The following is an 18,666-nucleotide window of genomic DNA, read 5'->3' as shown; positions in this document are numbered from 1 at the left end:
CATGAAATCCATCCTTCTTCGATTGAAAAAAACGTGGGTTGGCGGGGTAAGTCACCTTATCGAATAGTACCCCATAACCGGGCGGGGGGCAAAAAAACTTTGGCCGCGCACTCACGGTGTCATGCAACCCTGGAGCGCGCGGCCGCCGCAATCAGACGTTTTTCAGATCATTTCAACCGGGGCGGTTCAGCGCTTGCTGCCGGCGTTGACCAGAGCCTGGTAGTAATTGTTTTTCAGGTCGGGGTAGATCTCCCACGTCGCTTCCAGCGCCTGTTGGTAGTGCTCGTGCGTGGAGTGACGGGCGTAGAGGTACACCGCCATGTCGTTGATGTTTTTGAACGACATATCCGACGTTTCCGTGATGTATTCCATGCCGCCGGAAGCTTCGATGGCGATCTTGCGGCCGGCGTATTCCCCCACCTGGGCGCCGAGGATACCGCCGACAAACGGCACCTGTTCCAGCGCTTTCTGTCCGGCGTAGGCGCCTGCCATCTGGCCCACCTTCGATCCCAGCTGGGCGTTGATCGCCTTGTCCACCCACAGCGCCAGCACGCCGTCCTGCGTGTATGGCGACATGAACTCACCGGTGTTGTCCATGAGCGGTTGCGGCACGTTCACGATGTCCTGCGGTTTCGGAATCTGCGGACCGGCACAGGCCGCCAGCGTGACCGCCAGTACCACCAATAAACACTTTTTGTAAATGGAACGGGAAGGGACTGGATTTTTCATGACTCTGCCTCCTCAAACAGAATGGATGGGTATATCAAATGCCAATTCAGGCAAATAACCTGAGTGACAGGGGGTGCGAGTCGGCGCGGAAATCATTCGGCAGGCCCCTCCCATCGGCAACGACAACCAAATCACCGTGAACCTGATAGGTGTGAGAAATATAGATGCCGGGAGACGGGGGCGCAAGGCTTTTATCAACGGTGTGACTGTGAAAGGAATGAATTATTTCTTATCTGAAATGAAGCCTCAATAATAAAAGCTTGGGATAACAATCAGATAAATGGAAACAGGCCCCATTTTTCAGATCAGAGGGCCGTCAAAAAAAAATGATATATATTGGATAAGCGATAAGAGGTGAGGGCGTGCGTCAATTGGGCTGGGAGGGTAGCCTTGCCGGGGCGTGGGTCTCGCGGGGCGGGGTGCGTGGAGGGGAGATGGATTCTGGAGGCGTTTCGGGATCGCCTTCGTCGTTGGGATCGATGTCGGCCAGTTCCTGTTTTTTGAAGGCCGGGCGCGAGCGCACCCAGGCGAGTCCGTGGCCGCGCGGGGTCATGTGCACCTCCACCTCGAACGTCAGGTTGGAGACGGTGCTTCCGCCGGGATCGACAAAACTCACCGTCACCGTTTGGCTTGGGTGGTTGGCATCTTTACCGTAGGTGAACACGTGGACACTGTCGGGGAGCGATTCCCAGTACCGGTCGTCGGCGCGGGTCTGCGTGCTGGCGGCGACGCCCTGCTGGACCAGGCCGATGGCGGTGACGATGCCGGAGATGAGGAGGCCTTCGTTGCTGTCATGTTGCGCGGACAACAGCATGCCCTGCACGCCCAGTTCCGTGAGCGCTTTGCCCATGGTTTCGTGGGTTTCCTTGAAGACGACCTTGTCCTTGAGGATGGCGTCCACCACGCGGCCGCCGCGCGTCGAGGCCTGCCAGAAAATGTCTTCGGTCATGCGCGGTGAATAGGCGCGGCCGTTGACGAACAACCTGGCGCTCTTTTCGCGGAACCCGGAACCGCGCTTGAAGGTGAGCGCGGCATTCCCTTCGCCCGCCGCGACTTTAATGGGCGACATGCCGCTTTCCGCCAGCACCAGCACATCGTCGCCCGGCGCAGGCGGGGTGAGGTCCGGCCGGATCTTCTGCGCTTCCTCGAACGCCGCCTTCGCCAGCTGTTCGTCGCCCAAAAGGTGCGACGCCCAGCCTTCGAGATAGATCAACAGGGCAAAGTCCATCTGGTACTTTTCGTTTTCGGCGAGCGCGTCCTGCAGCTGGCCGCTTTTGAAACAGGCGCGCGCGTTTTCGTAATCGCCTTCCTTCAGGAACAGGAGGCCGCGGTAGTAATAGGCCATGGCGCGTTCGTACGGCTCGCCCTTGAAGTCCTTTTTGCCCTCCTCGTACCACACGCTCCGCGCTTGTTCCGCCGATTCGTTTTCCGCATAAACGGCCTCGATGCTGAGGAGCGTGGTCTCGAACGATTCCGCAGCGAGGCGGTCACGGCCCAGTTCCATTGCGCCCAGCCCGGCGCGCATGTGGTTGAGCACGAAGTTGCGCTGGCCCTCCTCCAGCACGTCGCGGTAAACGTTGTGGAGCCGTTCGGGTTTGTTTTCGAGGTACGCCTGCATCTGTTGCTTGGGGATCTGCTTGCGGGCGTAACGGGTGGTATCGCAGGCGGTGAGGAACAAGGCGCAAAGGAGGAGCAGAGTGCAATATATCGCCCTGTGCCCACTTCCGGCGGTGGGACGGAACAGCGGCCGTGGCCATAATACTTTGATTGTCATTCCAATACGGGTTGCCGCGCGCACGTGTCCCTCCCGGTTCCATAAGGTCATTACGGATACTGCCTTTCAGATTAATTCAATTATTCCGAAATACCAGAGGGAAAGCAATTTCAAAAGCGATTGAATGTTAGGGCTTTTCCAAATTAAAATCCGCGATTGTTGTGCTATAGTGCGAAAAATTTCGGCTTGCCTTATGAATGAATACCTCAAAGAAATTGAAAAAGCCCACCAAACCGGAAACGCCACGGAGCACACCTACCGTCCGGCTTTAAAAGACTGGATCGAAACCTTTCAGAAGGGCATCACTGCGACCAACGAGCCAAAGCGGATCGAATGTGGTGCGCCCGATTTCAGCGTCTCCAACGGCCCCAATACCATCGGTTACATCGAGGCCAAGGACATTGGGGTGTCGCTTGAAAAGGAGGCTAAATCCGACCAAATGAAACGATACCTGGGGGGATTGGAAAACCTGATACTGACCAATTACTTGGAGTACCACTGGTACGTTGAAGGAGAATTGAGGCAAAAAAGCTGTCTGGGCCGGTTTGATAAAAAACAAAAGTTCAAAGTAGATAAAGAGGGGAGTGAGGAGACGGAGGAGTTGATTCAGAACTTTTTGAATCGCACTCCCGTTCAGATTGGTGACTCTAAATTACTTGCAGAACGAATGGCCGGGTACGCGCGCCTCATTCATGAAAGTATTTTAAAAGTATTGGCCAAAGAAGGAGCCAAAGGAGAATTACACCATCAGTTAGAAGCTTTTAGGGAGGTTTTGCTCAGGGAGTTAACCCAAGAAGAATTTGCAGATATGTATGCACAAACAATCTGCTATGGGTTGTTTGCGGCTCGATACAACAGCAAAAGTACGAACTTTGACCGAAAATCCGCTACTTGGGAGCTTCCCAAAACCAACCCTTTTCTTAGTAAATTGTTTAATCATATTGCTGGAAAAGATTTGGATGAGGGTGTTGCTTGGGCGGTGGATGATTTGGCTGTTCTCCTTAAGAATAGTGACATGGCTTCCATTGTTGCTGACTTTGGGAAGAAATCCCGGCGAGAGGACCCTGTGGTCCATTTCTACGAAACCTTTCTTCATGCGTATGACCCGAAGTTGCGTGAGGTGCGGGGGGTTTATTACACGCCGGAAGCTGTGGTTTCTTATATTGTTCGCAGTGTTGACTCAATTTTGAAAAAAGAATTTAGTTTAAAGAAAGGACTGGCGGATTCTGGAAAAATAAAAATTTCAGACCCGGAGTCAAAGGAAAATGAAAACAAACAAATCGAGTGTCATAAACTGCAAATCCTGGACCCGGCAACAGGAACCGGAACCTTTTTGTATGAAGTCATTCGTCAAACTTTTCAATCCTTTTCTAAAGACAAGGGTATGTGGCCGGGGTATGTATCCCAGCATCTGTTGCCACGCTTGTTTGGGTTTGAGCTATTAATGGCTCCTTATTCCGTTGCCCACCTTAAGTTAAATCTTTTGTTGGAAGAGCTTGGTTACGATTTTAAAAGTGATGAAAGATTAAACGTATATTTGACCAATACCTTGGAAGAAACCGTTCAGCTACCAGAAAAGTATCTAAAACATACTTTGGATACGTGGTTAGCTGAAGAAGCCATTGAGGCCGGAAGAATAAAAAATGAACGACCCATTATGGTAATCCTTGGAAACCCTCCATATAGTTACGAATCTGAAAATAAGGGTAAATGGATATCTGATTTAATTCGTGACTATTATAAGGTCGATGGACATCCGCTAGGAGAAAGAAACCCTAAGGGATTACAAGACGACTATGTGAAATTTATACGGTTTTCCCAATGGAAAATCGACCAAACTGGGTTTGGAGTTTTGGCTTTCGTGTCCAACCATAGTTATCTTGATAACCCGACATTTAGGGGAATGCGGCAAAGCCTGATGCAGTCGTTTGATGAAATTTATGTGCTGGACCTGCACGGCAATACCAAGAAGAAGGAAAAATGTCCGGACGGTTCAAAAGACGAAAACGTATTCGACATACAGCAAGGTGTCGCGATTGGAATTTTTATAAAAAAGCAAACGTCCAGCCAGCCTGCGAAAGTGTTTCATGCCGACCTTTGGGGCAAGCGAGAACTTTTTGAGGGGGAAAAGGAAAACAAAAAGTTAAAGTCAGGTAAATATCACTGGCTATGGGCCAATATGCAGGAGACCACTAACTGGGAAGAATTAAATCCACAATCCCCCTTTTATTATTTTGTCTCCCAAAATATCGCTTTTTTGCCAGAATTTGAGAAAGGCTGGGAAATAACTAAGATAATGCCGGAGCATTCTGTTGGTATTGTGACATCAAGAGACGAATTGGCCATTCACTATAATAATGAGGAAGCAAAAAAAGCCTTAAATGAATTTGTAACCTGTTCTATTGAAAAGGCAAGAGAGCGATTTGATTTGAGAAAAGATTCTAGGGATTGGAAAGTTAACTTAGCGCAAAATGATTTAAAAAACGGAAACCTGATCGATAGTAATTTTAGAGAGGTTTTGTATAGACCTTTTGATATTCGATGGACATGTTATACCGGAAACTCTAGGGGTTTTCACAGTATGCCACGCCCCAAAGTTATGAAAAATATGTATTTCGATAACTTGGCTTTGCTTACAAGCAGAATGACTAAGGGGGAAAATTTTGAGCACGTATTCGTAACAAGGTTTATATCCGAAAAAATATTGTTGTCATCAAAAACCTCGAATAATAGTTTTCATTTTCCTTTGTATATCTATGAGGGTTCTTTGGAGCCAGAAGTCGATGGCGAAGAAAAAGGATATTTTTATAAGACACCAAATTTCGCTACCGATTTTATTGAAGAAAATAAAGCTAATTTAAAGTTAGAGTATGTTTTGGAAGGGGCCGGCGATTTGAAAAAAACTTTTGGCCCGGAAGACGTCTTTTTCTATATCTACGGCATTTTCCATTCCCCTACCTACCGTAAGCGATACGAGGAGTTTTTGAAGCGGGATTTCCCGCGTGTGCCGCTTACCGCCAATAAAAAACTGTTCCGCGAACTGAGGACGCTGGGCGAGGAGGTGGGTCGCCTGCACCTGATGAATACACATGGACCTGAGTTGGTCAATTTCCCCGTCTCAGGCAACAATGAAGTTGAGACGGTGAGTTACACGGAACCGGTCAAGGATGAGCCGGGCCGGGTGTGGATCAATAAAACCCAGTATTTTGAAGGCATCCCGCCGGAGGTGTGGAATTTTTACGTAGGGGGGTATCAGGTGTGCGAAAAGTGGTTGAAAGATCGTAAAAAGCGCACCCTGTCCTACGACGAGCTTGAGCATTACAAGCACGTCGTCTCCGCCCTCAGCGAAACCATTCGCATCATGGGCGAAATCGATGAGGTGATCGACCAGCACGGCGGCTGGCCTATCCAGTAATTTTTACTTCCAAAAAGAAATATAAGTGGCTGGCCATTTTTGAACGATTGTTGTTCTAAACTTTATATTTCCCGATTTCCTTCTTGTAGAGGTCGATGGCGGCGTTGAGGATGCGCACGGCTTCTTCCCGTCCGAGGAAATCCTCCACCACCACTTCCTTCTTCTCCAGCTTCTTGTAATCCTCAAAGAACCGTTTCACTTCCTCCATACGGTGCGGCGGCAATTCGTCGATCGACTCGTAATGGTTGTATTCGGGATCGTCCACGTGCACGGCGATGATCTTGTCGTCTTCCTCGCCCTGGTCCAGCATTTCCATCACGCCGATGGGTTTGGCACGCATGATGGACAGCGGGTACACGCGGTCCTGTCCCAGCACGAGGACGTCGAGGGGATCGTGGTCGTCGCCCAGCGTGCGCGGGATGAACCCGTAGTTGGCGGGATACTGCACGGAGCTGTACAGGATGCGGTCCACCTTGATCATGCCGGTTTTCTTGTCGAGTTCGTACTTGGTCTTGGAGCCTTTGGGCACTTCGATGATCGCCGGAAACATGTCCGGCAGTTCGTCGCCCAGTTCCACGTCATGCCACGGATGAAACATAGTTGAGGGGGTTTCCTTTCTGTAATCGCACTAAGCGTTGAAGGGGTGCTACGGTAACGGGAACGGCGGGGCCGACCGTTACGGTCAGTTCAAATGCGCCGTGGTGGGCGATTTCCGGGCCGGCGTCTTGCGCGACCGGGATTTCGGCTTGGCGGCTTTTTTCTTCGTCGCGGACTTCTTCCCGGCGCGCTGGGGCTTGACCTTGAGTTTCTTCTCGAAGCTGTGCTCCAGCACGTCGTCCATCGTTTCCACGGAAATGAAGTTCAGTTTTTTGCGGATGATCTCCGGGATGTCCGGCAGGTCCTTTTCGTTGTCTTTCGGGATGATGACGTTTTCGATCTTCATCCGGTGCGCGGCGAGGGCCTTTTCCTTGAGGCCGCCGATGGGCAGGACCTTGCCGGTCAGCGTGATCTCGCCGGTCATGCAGATGTCGCTTCGCGGTACGTTTCCGGTGAGGGCGGAGATCAACGCCACGGCGATGGTGATGCCCGCCGAGGGGCCGTCCTTCGGGATGGCGCCTTCCGGGATGTGCACGTGGATGTCCACGCCCATGTGAAAATTCGATTTGAGCCCGAGCTGATCCGAACGCTTGCGTACGTAACTCATCGCCGCCTGCACGGATTCTTTCATCACGTCGCCCAGCTTGCCGGTGCTGATCACCAAGCCCTTGCCGGGGGTGACGGAGACCTCGATGTTCAGCATCTCGCCGCCGAACTCCGTCCACGCCAGGCCCGTGGCGACGCCGATTTCCGCCTTGTCGCGTTCGCGATCACCGGGGTACTTGGGCACGCCGAGCAGTTTGGAGAGGGTCTGCGGCTTGACATCGATTACCGTTTTCTTTCCCTCCTCCACGACCTTCATTGCGGTCTTGCGGCAAAGGGAACCGATTTCCCGTTCCAGGCTGCGTACGCCCGCCTCGCGGGTGTACTCCTGGATGAGTTTAGTCAGCGACAATTCGCTGATGGTCAACTGCTTTTTCGTCAGCCCGTGCTCTTTCAGCTTTTTGGGGATCAGGAAATTCTGGGCGATGGCCAGCTTTTCCTGTTCCGTGTAGCCGGGAATGCGGATGATCTCCATGCGGTCCTGCAACGGTTGCGGAATGGCATGCAACACGTTGGCGGTGCAGATGAACAGAACCTGCGACAGGTCGTAGTCAATTTCCAGGTAATGATCGTTGAAGCTCACGTTCTGTTCCGGATCGAGCACTTCCAGCAGGGCGGAGGACGGATCGCCGCGGAAGTCCATGCTCATCTTGTCGACCTCGTCCAGCAGGAACACGGGGTTGGTGGTACCGGCCTTTTTCATGGACTGGATGATCTTTCCCGGAAGCGAGCCGATGTAGGTTTTCCGGTGGCCGCGGATCTCCGCTTCGTCTCGCACCCCGCCGAGCGACACGCGTACGAACTCGCGCCCCGTGGCGCGGGCGACGGACTTGCCGAGCGAGGTTTTGCCGACGCCCGGTGGGCCGACGAGGCACAGGATGGGGCCCTTGATTTTTTTCACCAGCTTCATCACCGCCAAATGTTCGACGATCCGTTCCTTCACTTTTTCGAGACCGTAGTGGTCGCCATCCAGGATCTTCTGCGCTTCCTTGATGTTGATCTTGTCCGAGTTCTTCCCCTTTTGCCAGGGGATGTCCACCAGCCAGTCGATGTAGTTGCGCACCACCGTGGCCTCGGCCGACATCGGTTGCATGATCTCGAGCCGCCGGACTTCCTTCATGGCTTTTTCCTGGACATCCTTGGGCATCTTGGCTTTCTTGATTTTCTGCGTCAACTCGTCGATGTCGGACTTGAACTCATCGCGTTTGCCCAGCTCTTTCTGGATGGCCTTCATCTGCTCGTTCAGGTAAAACTCTTTCTGCGAGCGCTCCATCTGCTTGCGCACTCGGCCGTGAACGCGCTTTTCGATTTTGAGGATTTCCATTTCCGACTTCAGAGAGGAAATCAGTTTGTTGAGGCGATCCACGGGGCTGTAAGTGTCGAGCAGTTCCTGCTTCTCGCTCGTCTGGAACACCATGTAGGAAGCGATGGTGTCGGCGAAACGGTGTGGTTCCGCGATATTGGCAATGGCGGAGATGGCTTCCAGCGGAATCTTCTGGTTGAGTTTGACGTACTGCTCGAACAGGTTTTCGATGCTCCGCATCAGCGCCTTGACGTCCGGGACAACCTGGATGTTCTCCTCGATGCGGACAATCTCGACCTCGTGATAGTTCGGGTTGTCCTGGAAACTGATGATGCGTCCGCGTTGGACGCCTTCCACAAGCACCTTCATGGTGCCATCGGTGAGTTTCAGAATCTGCAGGATGTTTGCCAGCGTTCCCGTTTCAAAGATGTCAGCGGGACCGGGGTCGTTGTGGTTGGCGTTTCTCTGGGTAGCGAGAAAGATGTTCTTCTGGTCGGCCATCGCTTTTTCCAGCGCCAGGACAGACTTGTCCCGTCCCACGAAAAGCGGGATGACCATGAAAGGAAACACCACAATGTCCCGCAGGGGGACCAGCGGAAGAATGGTTCGTTCGGATGTCATAGAGGTCAACTGGCCTGTTTCTGATTCTGGTACACCATCAACGGTTTTTCCAGATGGGAAATGACTTCCTCGTTGATGACGACTTCTTCCACGTCCTCACGGGACGGCAGGTCGAACATGATTTCGAGCATGACTTCTTCGAGGATGGAACGCAGGCCGCGCGCCCCGGTTTTGATGCGGTAGGCCTTCTCGGCGACGGCGCGGATGGCGCCGTCGGTGAACTTCAGCTTGACGTTTTCGAACTCGAACAGTTTCTTGTACTGCTTGATGAGGGCGTTCTTGGGTTCGGTCAGTACCTGCACCAGCCCGTCCACATCCAGTTCGCTCAATGTGGCGGTGATGGACAGGCGGCCGACGAATTCCGGGATCAATCCGTATTTCAGCAGGTCCTCCGGTTGTACCTTTTCCAGGATTTCGGTCATGTCGTGGTTTTCCTTGCTGACCAGTTCCTGACCGAAGCCCATCGTCTTCTTGCCGATGCGGTTGCGGATGATCTTGTCCAGGCCGACGAACGCGCCGCCGCAGATGAACAAAATGTTGGTGGTGTTGACCTGGAGGAACTCCTGGTGCGGATGCTTGCGTCCGCCCTGTGGCGGAACGCTGGCGTGAGTGCCTTCGATGATTTTCAAAAGGGCCTGCTGCACGCCCTCGCCGGAGACGTCACGCGTGATCGACGGGTTCTCGGACTTGCGGCTGATCTTGTCCACCTCGTCAATGTAGATGATGCCGCGCTCGGCCTTCTCCACATCGTAATCCGCCGCCTGCAGCAGCTTCAGGATGATGTTTTCCACGTCTTCACCGACGTAGCCCGCTTCCGTCAGCGTGGTCGCGTCCACGATGGTGAACGGCACGTCGAGAATGCGGGCCAGCGTCTGCGCCATCAGCGTTTTGCCGGACCCCGTGGGGCCGATGAGCAGGACGTTGCTCTTCTGCAGCTCCACGTCCTCCATGTCGATGCCCGCATCGACCCGCTTGAAGTGGTTGTGCACGGCAACGGACAAAATCTTCTTGCAGCGTTCCTGGCCGATGATGTACTGGTCCAGGTGGGTGAAAATGTCCTTCGGCTTGAGCAGGTGCTTGAAATCTTCGGTCTTTTCCTGCGCCCACTCCTCGACCATGATTTCGTTGCACAGCTCGATGCACTCGTCGCAGATGTAAACCGTAGGGCCTGCTATCAGTTTTTTAACTTCTTCCTGGCTCTTACCACAAAAAGAACAACGGTAGTTACCCGAGTTGGAAGTTTTCTTAGCCATGAGTGCCTCCGAGTGCGTCCGCTATTGGAAGAACCTTGCGGTTCTTTTGATCCGGCAATTTAATCATCGATTCCCTTGGACAGGTCCTTCGATTCGGTACGGCTGGTGATGACATTGTCGATCAGCCCGTATTCCTTGGCCTGCTCGCCGGTCATGAAATGGTCGCGTTCCGTATCGCGCCGGATCACGTCCTTCGGCTGGCCGGAATGCTTGGCGAGAATGTCGTCCAGCGTGTCGCGCACCTTGAGAATCTCTTCCGCGTGAATCTGGATGTCCGTGCTCTGTCCCTGGAACCCGCCGGATGGCTGATGGATCATGACCCGCGAGTTGGGCAGGGCGAAGCGTTTGCCTTTGGTGCCTGCCGTCAACAGCAACGCGCCCATGCTGGCCGCCTGACCGATGCAGATGGTCTGCACGTCCGGCTTGATGTACTGCATGGTGTCGTAAATGGCCAGGCCGGAGGACACATGCCCGCCGGGGCTGTTGATGTATAGATAAATGTCCTGGTCCGGCTCGTCCGATTCCAGAAACAAAAGCTGCGCGATGATCAGGTTGGCCATGTGGTCTTCAATCTGCTGCCCTATAAATATAATACGATCTTTCAGCAGGCGGGAATAGATGTCATACGATCTTTCTCCGCGGCTGGTCTGTTCGACCACGATGGGGACCAACTGGTTGGTGATCTGGTTGTAGATGTCTTGTCTCATAGGCACACGAATTCACTTTCTATATGGGTGGTGACGCAAACAGGCGTGTTTATGACGGAATTTCCTGCCAGATGCAAACGAATCTTGCCGGAGCAGGGGGAAACTGAAAGGGTAATCATTACAATTAATTATCTTTTTTAAGGTCGGCGCTGTCAACCATTTCTTCCTGCAGTTGAACCTGGTCGAGCAGCTTCTCCAGGGTCCGGTCCCGGCGCATCCGGTTGTGGAGCCGCAGTAATGCGCCGGATTGGGCCCATTCCTGCTTCATTTTCTTCAGGTCCTTGATCTGCAAAAGGGACATGAATACTTGCAGTTCCCGGTCGAGTTCCGGCTCGCTGACCTCGATGGCCAGCTCGTCCGAGAACTTGTTGATGACCAGTTCCTGCTGGAGCAGTTTCACCGCCTGCTCGCGGTGTTTTTTCTGGTCCTCCTCGGTCAACGCCACGTGGTCGGTCTGGTGTTCGTGCACCACACCTGCGGCGTCCTGCTGTTTCTCCTTGTTGACCATGAACTTGATCTGTTCCTGCACCAGTTTTTCCGGCACGTCGATCGGGTTGACGTCGGCCAGCTTGTCGGCGAGGGTTTTCTGCGCCTCCACCCGCGCCTGCTTGCGGTGGTGCTCCTCCAGCTCGGCGCGGATGCCCGCTTTCAACGCGTCCAGGTTCTCGTACTTCTTGTCGGGGTCCACCGTCTGCGCAAAGGCATCGTCCAGTTCCGGCAGTTTCTTCACCTGAATGCCTTTGAGCGTCACCGTGAAGTCCACTTCCTTCCCCGCCACTTCCTTGTTGGGATGGTCGTCCGGCAGGGTGAGCGAAAACGAGCGCGTCTCGCCGATCTGCATGCCCAGAACCTTGTCGTCGAAGCCGCCGATCAGGTGGCCGCCCACCTGCACGACGTAATCTTCAGCCTTGCTGTTCTCGTAGGGCTTGCCGTCGCAGGTGCTTTCGAAATCGATCTTGATGAGGTCGTCCTTTTCGATGCCGCGGTCGGTGACCGTTTCGTTCACCGCCTTCTGCTCGCGGTAGGACTCCAGCGTCTGCTCCACCTGTTCGTCGCTGACCTTCGGCACCTTGAGCGGCACTTCCAGCTTGCTGATGTCCGGCGCGGAGAATTCCGGCAGCACCTCCACGTTGGCGGTGACGGTGATGTCCGTCCCTTCCTCGGCGTGGATTTCCACGATGCTGGGCTCGCCGATGGCGTGCAGGTGGTTGTCCTGGATGCCCTGGTTGATGCTCTCGGAGACCATCAATGTCAGCACTTCCTGTTTGACCTCCGGGCCGAAGCGCTTTTCCATGATGGACTGCGGGATTTTGCCGGGGCGGAAGCCGGGCATTTTGACCTGGTGGCTCAGTTTCTTGTAGTAGGCACTGACCTGGGACTGGTAGTCGCCGAGCGGAATCTCGATTTTGAGCTTCCGGTTGCACTTGTCGATCTCTTCAACTTCACATTTCATGATTCGGTTCGTTTCCGGGTGAATGGATAAAGGTTCCGGGCATGCGAGAGGGGGGAGTCGAACCCCCACGGTTGCCCACTGGATCCTAAATCCAGCGCGTCTACCAGTTCCGCCACCCTCGCAAAATTCAAAAGGAAAATTAGACCACCTTTTCCGGAGACTGTCAACGAAGGGGGCGGGGCCTCCGATCAGTCTTCTCCGGTGCCGGATTCCGGGCTGGCGGGGAACAGTTCCAGCCCTTTTTTCTCCTCCAGAAGCTGGTTGGCGAGGAGCAGGCCGGTGGCGGACCAGGTCTGGTACAGGTTGGCGCGCCGGCCGATGAGCCGCCCCATATGGCCGTCGTAATACTCCGGCCAGCGGTCCTTCGGCAGTCGGTTGCAGGCCTGCTCGAAGGCCGTTTCCGCGAGGTCGTCGCGACCGGATTTCAACGCCGCCGCCACGAAAGGCCACAGGAGCACCGGCCAGTTGCCGCCGTTGTGGTACGACCACGCGGCGTTTTTGGCGTCGCTTCCGGTCAGCATCTGCCAGCGCACGCCCTCCAGCGCCGGAAAGCAGATTTTGATGGGCATGGCGCCGATGAGGTCGTCCCAGTGCTCGGTGTACAGGTTCAGGATGCTCTGCGACTGCTCCGGCGTGGCCAGGCCGAACAGGATGGCCAGCAGGTTCCCCTGCGCGAAAAAACGGAAATCCATGCGGCCCGGTCCCAGGTTGCCCACCAGGTAGCCGCCTTTTTGCGGAATCCAGTTGCTCAGCCAGTCGGGAATGGATTCCGGGTAGATGTTCAGCATGTTGACACTGCCGGTGCCGAACTCCTCGGTCTTGAAGCGGTGGATTTCGCTCAGCCGTTCGATGTCCAGCCAGTAAAAAATGCGCACGTAGGTCCGCAGGACCTTGATGCGTTCCTCCGCCATGCCACGTAGTTTGCGGCAGGTGTCGTCGTTGTCGGGAAGCAGGTCGAGGACGGTCTGGAGCAGCCCGAAAAACAACGCCTGCACTTCCAGCGGGTGACCGTACACCCCCATCCGGCGGTCGATCATGAAACTGCCGTCGGGGACAAGGAGCGTCGGGAACACTTCAAATGTGTCGCGCAGAAACAGTTCCAGCGACAACCGCATGCCGTTCTGAAAGCGGTCCGTGTGAGCCAGTTCGTGGTCACCGGTCTTCTTCACGTAGGCGCCCAGCAACAGCACCCACCACATCATGGAGTCCACCGGCGCGACGCGGCCGATGGCACGGTCGCCAAAGTCCGCGGCCAGCACTTCCGCCCCGTCGTCGGTTTGCTCAATATGGAAGCTGGCGGGCATGACGCCGGGATGAATCTGGTGACCGCTCACCTGTTTCTGCTGGTTGCGAAGCTCCAGCACCGTCTCCAGAAAGTTTTTGACGATGTCCGGTTTGTCTTCGTTCAAAAACACCAGCGCCGCCGGAAAAAATCGCGGATGAAGCAGTCGGCGTAATTGGGCGAGGCGAGGTTGGGATCGCGTGCCGCGGCGGTGCCCACGGGACGGCCCTTGTGGTGAATGATCGCGGCTTCCAGCAATTGCCGCGCTTCTTCCATGGGAGAGAGGTTCATGGGCCTTCGTGCAAGTTGGTTCAGACAGAATCAGTGTATAGGCAGTCAACCTGTGAAGGAAAGCCTTTCATATACATTGGTGCCGCAACGGGCAGGCAGAGGGTGTGGGGGATCAGGTGGACTTGCGGGTTTTGCCTTTGTTCTCACGCGAGGCCAGCAGGCTGTCCGGCGGGTAGTACCCTTGCGACACGGTCATGTTGGGATACACCCAGGTCTGCTTGCCCAGCAGGACCCCCGGACACAGCACCGCGTTGCACCCGATCTCTACGTGGTCGCCGATGATTCCGCCCAGCTTGGACATGCCGGGTTCGATGACTTCGCCGTCGAACTCCAGCGTCATCGGGGGAAAAGCGACGTCGATTTTGTCCTGCGGCGAACGGAACCGCAGGTTGGCGAGCTTCGATCCCGCGCCGAGGTTCACGTAACTGCCGACGATGCTGTCGCCGATGTAATTGAAGTGCCCGGCTTCGGTGTGGTTCATGAGGATGGAGTTCTTGATCTCCGTGTTGTGGCCCAGCACGCAGTGATCGCCCGCAAGCAGGGTGCCGCGCAGGTACGCGCCCTGCCGCACTTCGCAGTGATTGCCGATGATGGTCGGGCCCTTGATGATGGCCGTCGGTTCCACCACCGTACCCGCGCCGAAATACACTTGAGCCGGCTGGATGTACGTGGGTTCCTGGAATTCGATCCAGCGCTCCACCAGCAGGGCCGGTTCGGGGAAACGGCTGAGGGATTTTTCCGGCAGTAACTGCATTCCCTCCAGTCCCTGCATGCAATGAACGGAGTCGGGCAGGCGGTCGAGGATGTTCTGGATCGATGCCTTGAGCCTCGTCAGCGGTTCCCACACGCGGTCGATGCCGTCGAACAGCGCCTTGTGTTCGAATTCATTGAGGTGCTCGAAAAATGAATTGAGGTCGCGCATGGAGGGGGCCCGCCTTACGGATGGGTGTGCTGAAACAGTCAGCCCTCAATATACCATTTCCCCCGTGGCGTTAAAACGAATCCTTTGGGGGTGAGGCGGGTGAGGCCCTGCTTGCCCATCTCGCGGAGCACGCGCTGGACGCTGTCTTCGTTTGCTTTGGGTGCGGCCAACGGTTTTGTCACCATGCGTTGCAGGAGGTCCTGTTCCACGGCGTACAGCGGATGCACGCTGTCTTTGAGCGACTGCATGAGCAGGCGCAGGGTCGCCTCGCCTACGGTGTTCAGCGCTTTCGCACTTGGCTTCGCGCCGCGCAGGTTGACGCCGATCTTGTTCTCCGTGCCCGAATTGCGCACGAACACCGCCGCTTCCCGTCCGTCCGCAGAGGTCATCGCCACGTACAGCATGTCGGGGTCCTCTTCGAAATGAACCGTCTTGCAGGTGAAGCCCAGCTGCTTGGCCTGTTTGCGGATCGCCGCCAGCACCTGTTTCCAAACGGGTGAATTGTGATGAAATCCCGGCTGCCGCACATAATAGGAATAGAGCGTTGCCTTGAAGCCGGGCGCAAACGGTTTGGCGAGCACGGAGTAATACCGCTTTGCCGGTTTGTTTTGCATGAGCGATTCGGTGGCGGCGAAGGTGTTGAGCGCGCTTTTGAGTCCGTTGCCGCAGAACACGGGCACGCGCCCTCCGACCTGTGTGTCGAGCCAGCCGAGGGTGATGTTGTGCCCCGTCTCCTCGCTCCCCACCGCGAAGGGCAGGGAAATGTCGGACGGCGTGCCGCTCGACACCCGATCGATTTCCTTTTCCAGCGCTTCGAACTGGGCCACGTCGAAACGTCCGTCCGCCTGCAGGGCTTTCAGTTTCTTTTGGAGCGGCGCTTTTTGTTTGGCCGGCAAGGATTGGATGCGGGTGTGGGCGGCCATCATGGCGATGCGGTACAGGATCCATTTGTCGCCGACGGCGGAGAGCTGGCGTTTGAGTCCCAGCTTCCCGGCGGCGATTCCGGTGTTCAGGTCGCTTTCGACAGTGTGGATGTACGCGGCGTTCCGGTAACGGTCCGGGTGCTTCGCCAGGAGGTACGCCGCCTGCAAATACGCCGTTTCGTCGCCGCTCGACACGGTGAGTTGGTCGTGGAACGGGTCGTAGTCGAGCCGGTAGAAGCGGTCGCCGTCGGCGTCGAACACGGCGGCCGTCACGCGCCGTTTCCCGTTTTGAATTTCCGTCCTGTGTTTGCGTCCCAGTTGGAACAGCTTGACCACCGCCCTGTGCTTGCGGAACGCACCACTTCGCGCTGCAATGGCTTGCGGGGAGATCGTGCGGTGCCCTTCCAGGTCGGCGACCCCGCTGTTCACGTTCACATGGCCGTCCATGTGCGTGTTGACTTCGATGACCTTGCCGAATCCGGCGCGGCGAAACACGGCGGCGGCGATTCCCGTCAACGCGCCGCACGCCGGGTCGACCACCAGCGTGATGTTTTTAAAACGTGCCGGATCGTCCACCCAGCTGTTTTCCGGATCGAGGGAAAAGCGCAGAAACAGGTTGGTCGCCGCATCATGCCGGTCGATGCGTTTTCCCTTCAATGGTTTGTTTACGAGCGAGGGGGTGTCCATCAGGGCGCGCGTCAGGGCGACGTCGTTTTCCGGCAGGAGTTTCATGCCGCGGTGCGCGAGGAATATCTTGATTCCGTTCTGGTCTTTCGGGTTGTGCGACGCAGTGACCATGAAGCCGCCGTCGGCATTCGCAAATTGGACGTAGAGCGGCGCCAGCGGCGTGGGTGCGATGCCCAGCACGTGCGCGTCGGCCCCGGCCTTCCGAATGCCGCGCACCACCGCCTCGTTGAACTTGCCCTCGATGTCGCGCGGGTCCCACGCCACCGCGAATACCGGGCGTGTGGGGGACGACCGTTCTTTCAGTACCGTCTGCACGTGGGCGTAGGCGTACTGTTCCATGAACAGGTCGGTGATGACGCCCTTTTTAAGAAACGCCTCCTGCGGGGTGAGTTCCTTCATGGAAGGGTGCGAGGACAGCATCACCTCGCGGCGAATGCCATCGGTGCCTTGTATGCGGAACGTGTTGTGGGTTGTGGTGGATGGCTTGGGCATGGTCAGAGTGCGGGTGTTCAAAACCGCGCAATTCTAACACAAAAGGAATGCAGCCGTAGCAAACCGACCGCGAGAGAAGGTTATCCCGTTGTGACGCGCGGACGGCTTTGGAAAGTGAGTTCGTACTCCGCTTCCACCTTCGGAACGTTGGGGATGGGAGCATCGGCGGGAGTCGGTTCCTGAAGCGGGTTGTAGGGATTGGACTCGATCGGCACGTTTTCCAGAATAGCGACCTCCGGCGTGACGGGATCGCGCCGCAGGAGGGGCAGGGTGCCTGGCGCGAAAGAGAACTGCCTGGCCGCGTCCTCCAGCGCTTTCAACGGCGAAGCGCCGTCGGCCAGCTGCGCCTTGATCGCTTCCTCGATTTCGTGGTTGCGTTCCATAAGCCGTCTATGTGGGTAATCGGGTTTCGACAGGATCATGAACTCGAGGTGCGGCCAGTAGGTGTTGATGAAGTCGTCGAAGTCCACCTCCACCTCGCGGCTCAGGCGGATGTCGCGCGCGCCGTTGGGGTTGGTCTTCAACAGGTCGTTGTACACGCGCACGATGTTGTGCGTGGCGTCGTACAGGATCACCCACTGGTACGTCGTGCCACGCTCGAAGGTGCGGAAGGAGTCGAGAGACTGGATCAAGGTCACCATCAGGCTGTGCATGTCCTCCATGCTCAAGAACGACGCCGACCATGGAAAGCGGTCGCGGTACCACGCGGGCACGTCTGCGGGATACGAGTCGCGTTGCGAGCCTTCGGGTTTCTGGTGATCGTTTTCGACGTAGTTCAAAATGTCGTCGAGTTCCTTGTATGCGAGGTCCAGCCCGGCGCGCACGATGGTGTAGGGAAACAACTGGCGCTGGTATTCCATGTACTTTCCCAGTTCCGGGTTGTCGGCCTCGCGTTGAACACGCGGGTTTCTTTCGTAAATGTCTTTGGCGAAGATCAGCATGGATGCAGGATTGGGTTCGGCATTAGTAGGAAAAGGGGAATGGACACGCTTCAGCGCGGCCCGGGTTTGGGTTTGAGCAGGTCGCCCAGCGATTTCATGATGGCCTGTTTTTCTTCCGGAGTCATGTTTTTCACCCGTTCCTGCACCTCGCGCAGTTGTTCCGGCGTGAGCTGGGACATGGCCTTCTGCATTTCGCCTTCGAGGTTGGACAGGTTGTTGAGTCCGGGCATGCGTTTCAGCATGTCGAGCCACGACTCCGCACCGCCCCCCGGAGGGGTGTACGCGTTTTCGGCCGGCTCCACCTCCGGGTCTTGCACCGCCTCTTTGCGATGGGGAGAGGGGAACACGATGTAGTCGCCTTCGATGTGTCCGGTGATCTGTTCGTTCTGCAAATTGGCCAGAACGGTCTTCAGCGCGGTGCCGTGGTCCTTGCAGCTCTGGTACACCGGTTTGAACGGCAGTTTCACTGTTTTACCCGGGTACCCGTTTTTTTCGATGGAATACTTTATGTTGGTTTCTACGGTGTGGGTGTCTTTCATGAATCCGTTGATGAAAATCGAGAAGGTCCGCGTTCGCCGCATGCGATTCAATGCATGAGGTCCGACGCGCTGTTTCTGTAACCTATAAGTTCCGTGTTGATTTAAGAATTTGAACTCATTCTAGTACATCCGGC

At 55.7% G+C, this 18,666-nt stretch carries 12 protein-coding genes, 1 tRNA gene and 1 pseudogene; 1 reads left to right on the top strand and 13 read right to left on the bottom strand.

Annotated features, from left to right (window positions below; all coding sequences use genetic code 11):
* Positions 1-186 precede the first annotated feature (186 nt).
* Positions 187-729, bottom strand: coding sequence for a hypothetical protein (locus TX82_RS01855; RefSeq protein WP_005006226.1), 543 nt, complete (start codon positions 727-729; stop codon positions 187-189).
* A gap of 367 nt (positions 730-1,096) precedes the next feature.
* Positions 1,097-2,503: a tetratricopeptide repeat protein gene (locus TX82_RS01845; RefSeq protein WP_187291890.1), complete on the bottom strand. Its 1,407-nt coding sequence runs from the start codon at positions 2,501-2,503 to the stop codon at positions 1,097-1,099.
* 193 nt (positions 2,504-2,696) lie between these two features.
* On the opposite strand from TX82_RS01845, the gene TX82_RS01840 reads away from it, so the two are divergent.
* Positions 2,697-5,918, top strand: a complete 3,222-nt coding sequence (locus TX82_RS01840; RefSeq protein ID WP_005006217.1) for a type ISP restriction/modification enzyme — start codon at positions 2,697-2,699, stop codon at positions 5,916-5,918.
* Between the two features lie 55 nt (positions 5,919-5,973).
* Here the strand turns inward: TX82_RS01840 and TX82_RS01835 are convergent, their stop codons facing one another.
* The 11 genes and pseudogenes from TX82_RS01835 to TX82_RS01785 all read right to left on the bottom strand — a co-directional run bounded on the left by TX82_RS01835 (position 5,974) and on the right by TX82_RS01785 (position 18,574).
* The gene (locus TX82_RS01835) at positions 5,974-6,516 is read right to left on the bottom strand and encodes an inorganic diphosphatase (protein ID WP_005006215.1); all 543 of its coding nucleotides are present in this window, start codon (positions 6,514-6,516) and stop codon (positions 5,974-5,976) included.
* A gap of 84 nt (positions 6,517-6,600) precedes the next feature.
* Positions 6,601-9,042, bottom strand: a complete 2,442-nt coding sequence (gene lon / locus TX82_RS01830; protein ID WP_005006212.1) for an endopeptidase La — start codon at positions 9,040-9,042, stop codon at positions 6,601-6,603.
* A 5-nt stretch (positions 9,043-9,047) separates the two neighbouring features.
* Positions 9,048-10,295 (bottom strand): ATP-dependent Clp protease ATP-binding subunit ClpX, encoded by a 1,248-nt coding sequence (gene clpX / locus TX82_RS01825; protein ID WP_005006207.1) that lies wholly within the window; start codon positions 10,293-10,295, stop codon positions 9,048-9,050.
* A gap of 59 nt (positions 10,296-10,354) precedes the next feature.
* Positions 10,355-11,002: an ATP-dependent Clp endopeptidase proteolytic subunit ClpP gene (gene clpP, locus TX82_RS01820; RefSeq protein WP_005006197.1), complete on the bottom strand. Its 648-nt coding sequence runs from the start codon at positions 11,000-11,002 to the stop codon at positions 10,355-10,357.
* A gap of 124 nt (positions 11,003-11,126) precedes the next feature.
* Positions 11,127-12,455 (bottom strand): trigger factor, encoded by a 1,329-nt coding sequence (gene tig, locus TX82_RS01815; RefSeq protein ID WP_005006195.1) that lies wholly within the window; start codon positions 12,453-12,455, stop codon positions 11,127-11,129.
* Positions 12,456-12,497: 42 nt separating this feature from the next.
* Positions 12,498-12,577, bottom strand: a tRNA-Leu gene (locus TX82_RS01810).
* Between the two features lie 66 nt (positions 12,578-12,643).
* A pseudogene (locus TX82_RS01805) lies at positions 12,644-14,052 on the bottom strand (glycoside hydrolase 100 family protein).
* Positions 14,053-14,140: 88 nt separating this feature from the next.
* The gene (locus TX82_RS01800; RefSeq protein WP_005006188.1) at positions 14,141-14,950 is read right to left on the bottom strand and encodes an LbetaH domain-containing protein; all 810 of its coding nucleotides are present in this window, start codon (positions 14,948-14,950) and stop codon (positions 14,141-14,143) included.
* Between the two features lie 38 nt (positions 14,951-14,988).
* Positions 14,989-17,073: a ManB family protein gene (locus tag TX82_RS01795; protein WP_005006186.1), complete on the bottom strand. Its 2,085-nt coding sequence runs from the start codon at positions 17,071-17,073 to the stop codon at positions 14,989-14,991.
* A 59-nt stretch (positions 17,074-17,132) separates the two neighbouring features.
* Entirely contained in the window at positions 17,133-17,993 is an 861-nt protein-coding gene (locus tag TX82_RS01790; protein WP_005006183.1) for a hypothetical protein, read from the bottom strand.
* A 50-nt stretch (positions 17,994-18,043) separates the two neighbouring features.
* Positions 18,044-18,574, bottom strand: coding sequence for a hypothetical protein (locus tag TX82_RS01785; RefSeq protein ID WP_005006182.1), 531 nt, complete (start codon positions 18,572-18,574; stop codon positions 18,044-18,046).
* Between the last annotated feature and the right edge of the window lie 92 nt (positions 18,575-18,666).

Origin of the sequence: Nitrospina gracilis 3/211 (assembly GCF_000341545.2) — a bacterium.
GTDB classification, from domain to species: Bacteria; Nitrospinota; Nitrospinia; order Nitrospinales; family Nitrospinaceae; genus Nitrospina; species Nitrospina gracilis.
This window is presented reverse-complemented; position numbering and strand designations above follow the sequence as displayed.

Excerpts from the sequence above, each read along its gene's own strand:
- TX82_RS01855 (WP_005006226.1), bottom strand. The coding sequence starts at position 729 with ATGAAAAATCCAGTCCCTTCCCGTTCCATTTACAAAAAGTGTTTATTG.
- TX82_RS01845 (WP_187291890.1), bottom strand. The coding sequence starts at position 2,503 with ATGACAATCAAAGTATTATGGCCACGGCCGCTGTTCCGTCCCACCGCC.
- TX82_RS01840 (WP_005006217.1), top strand. The coding sequence starts at position 2,697 with ATGAATGAATACCTCAAAGAAATTGAAAAAGCCCACCAAACCGGAAAC.
- TX82_RS01835 (WP_005006215.1), bottom strand. The coding sequence starts at position 6,516 with ATGTTTCATCCGTGGCATGACGTGGAACTGGGCGACGAACTGCCGGAC.
- lon (WP_005006212.1), bottom strand. The coding sequence starts at position 9,042 with ATGACATCCGAACGAACCATTCTTCCGCTGGTCCCCCTGCGGGACATT.
- clpX (WP_005006207.1), bottom strand. The coding sequence starts at position 10,295 with ATGGCTAAGAAAACTTCCAACTCGGGTAACTACCGTTGTTCTTTTTGT.
- clpP (WP_005006197.1), bottom strand. The coding sequence starts at position 11,002 with ATGAGACAAGACATCTACAACCAGATCACCAACCAGTTGGTCCCCATC.
- tig (WP_005006195.1), bottom strand. The coding sequence starts at position 12,455 with ATGAAATGTGAAGTTGAAGAGATCGACAAGTGCAACCGGAAGCTCAAA.
- TX82_RS01800 (WP_005006188.1), bottom strand. The coding sequence starts at position 14,950 with ATGCGCGACCTCAATTCATTTTTCGAGCACCTCAATGAATTCGAACAC.
- TX82_RS01790 (WP_005006183.1), bottom strand. The coding sequence starts at position 17,993 with ATGCTGATCTTCGCCAAAGACATTTACGAAAGAAACCCGCGTGTTCAA.
- TX82_RS01785 (WP_005006182.1), bottom strand. The coding sequence starts at position 18,574 with ATGCGGCGAACGCGGACCTTCTCGATTTTCATCAACGGATTCATGAAA.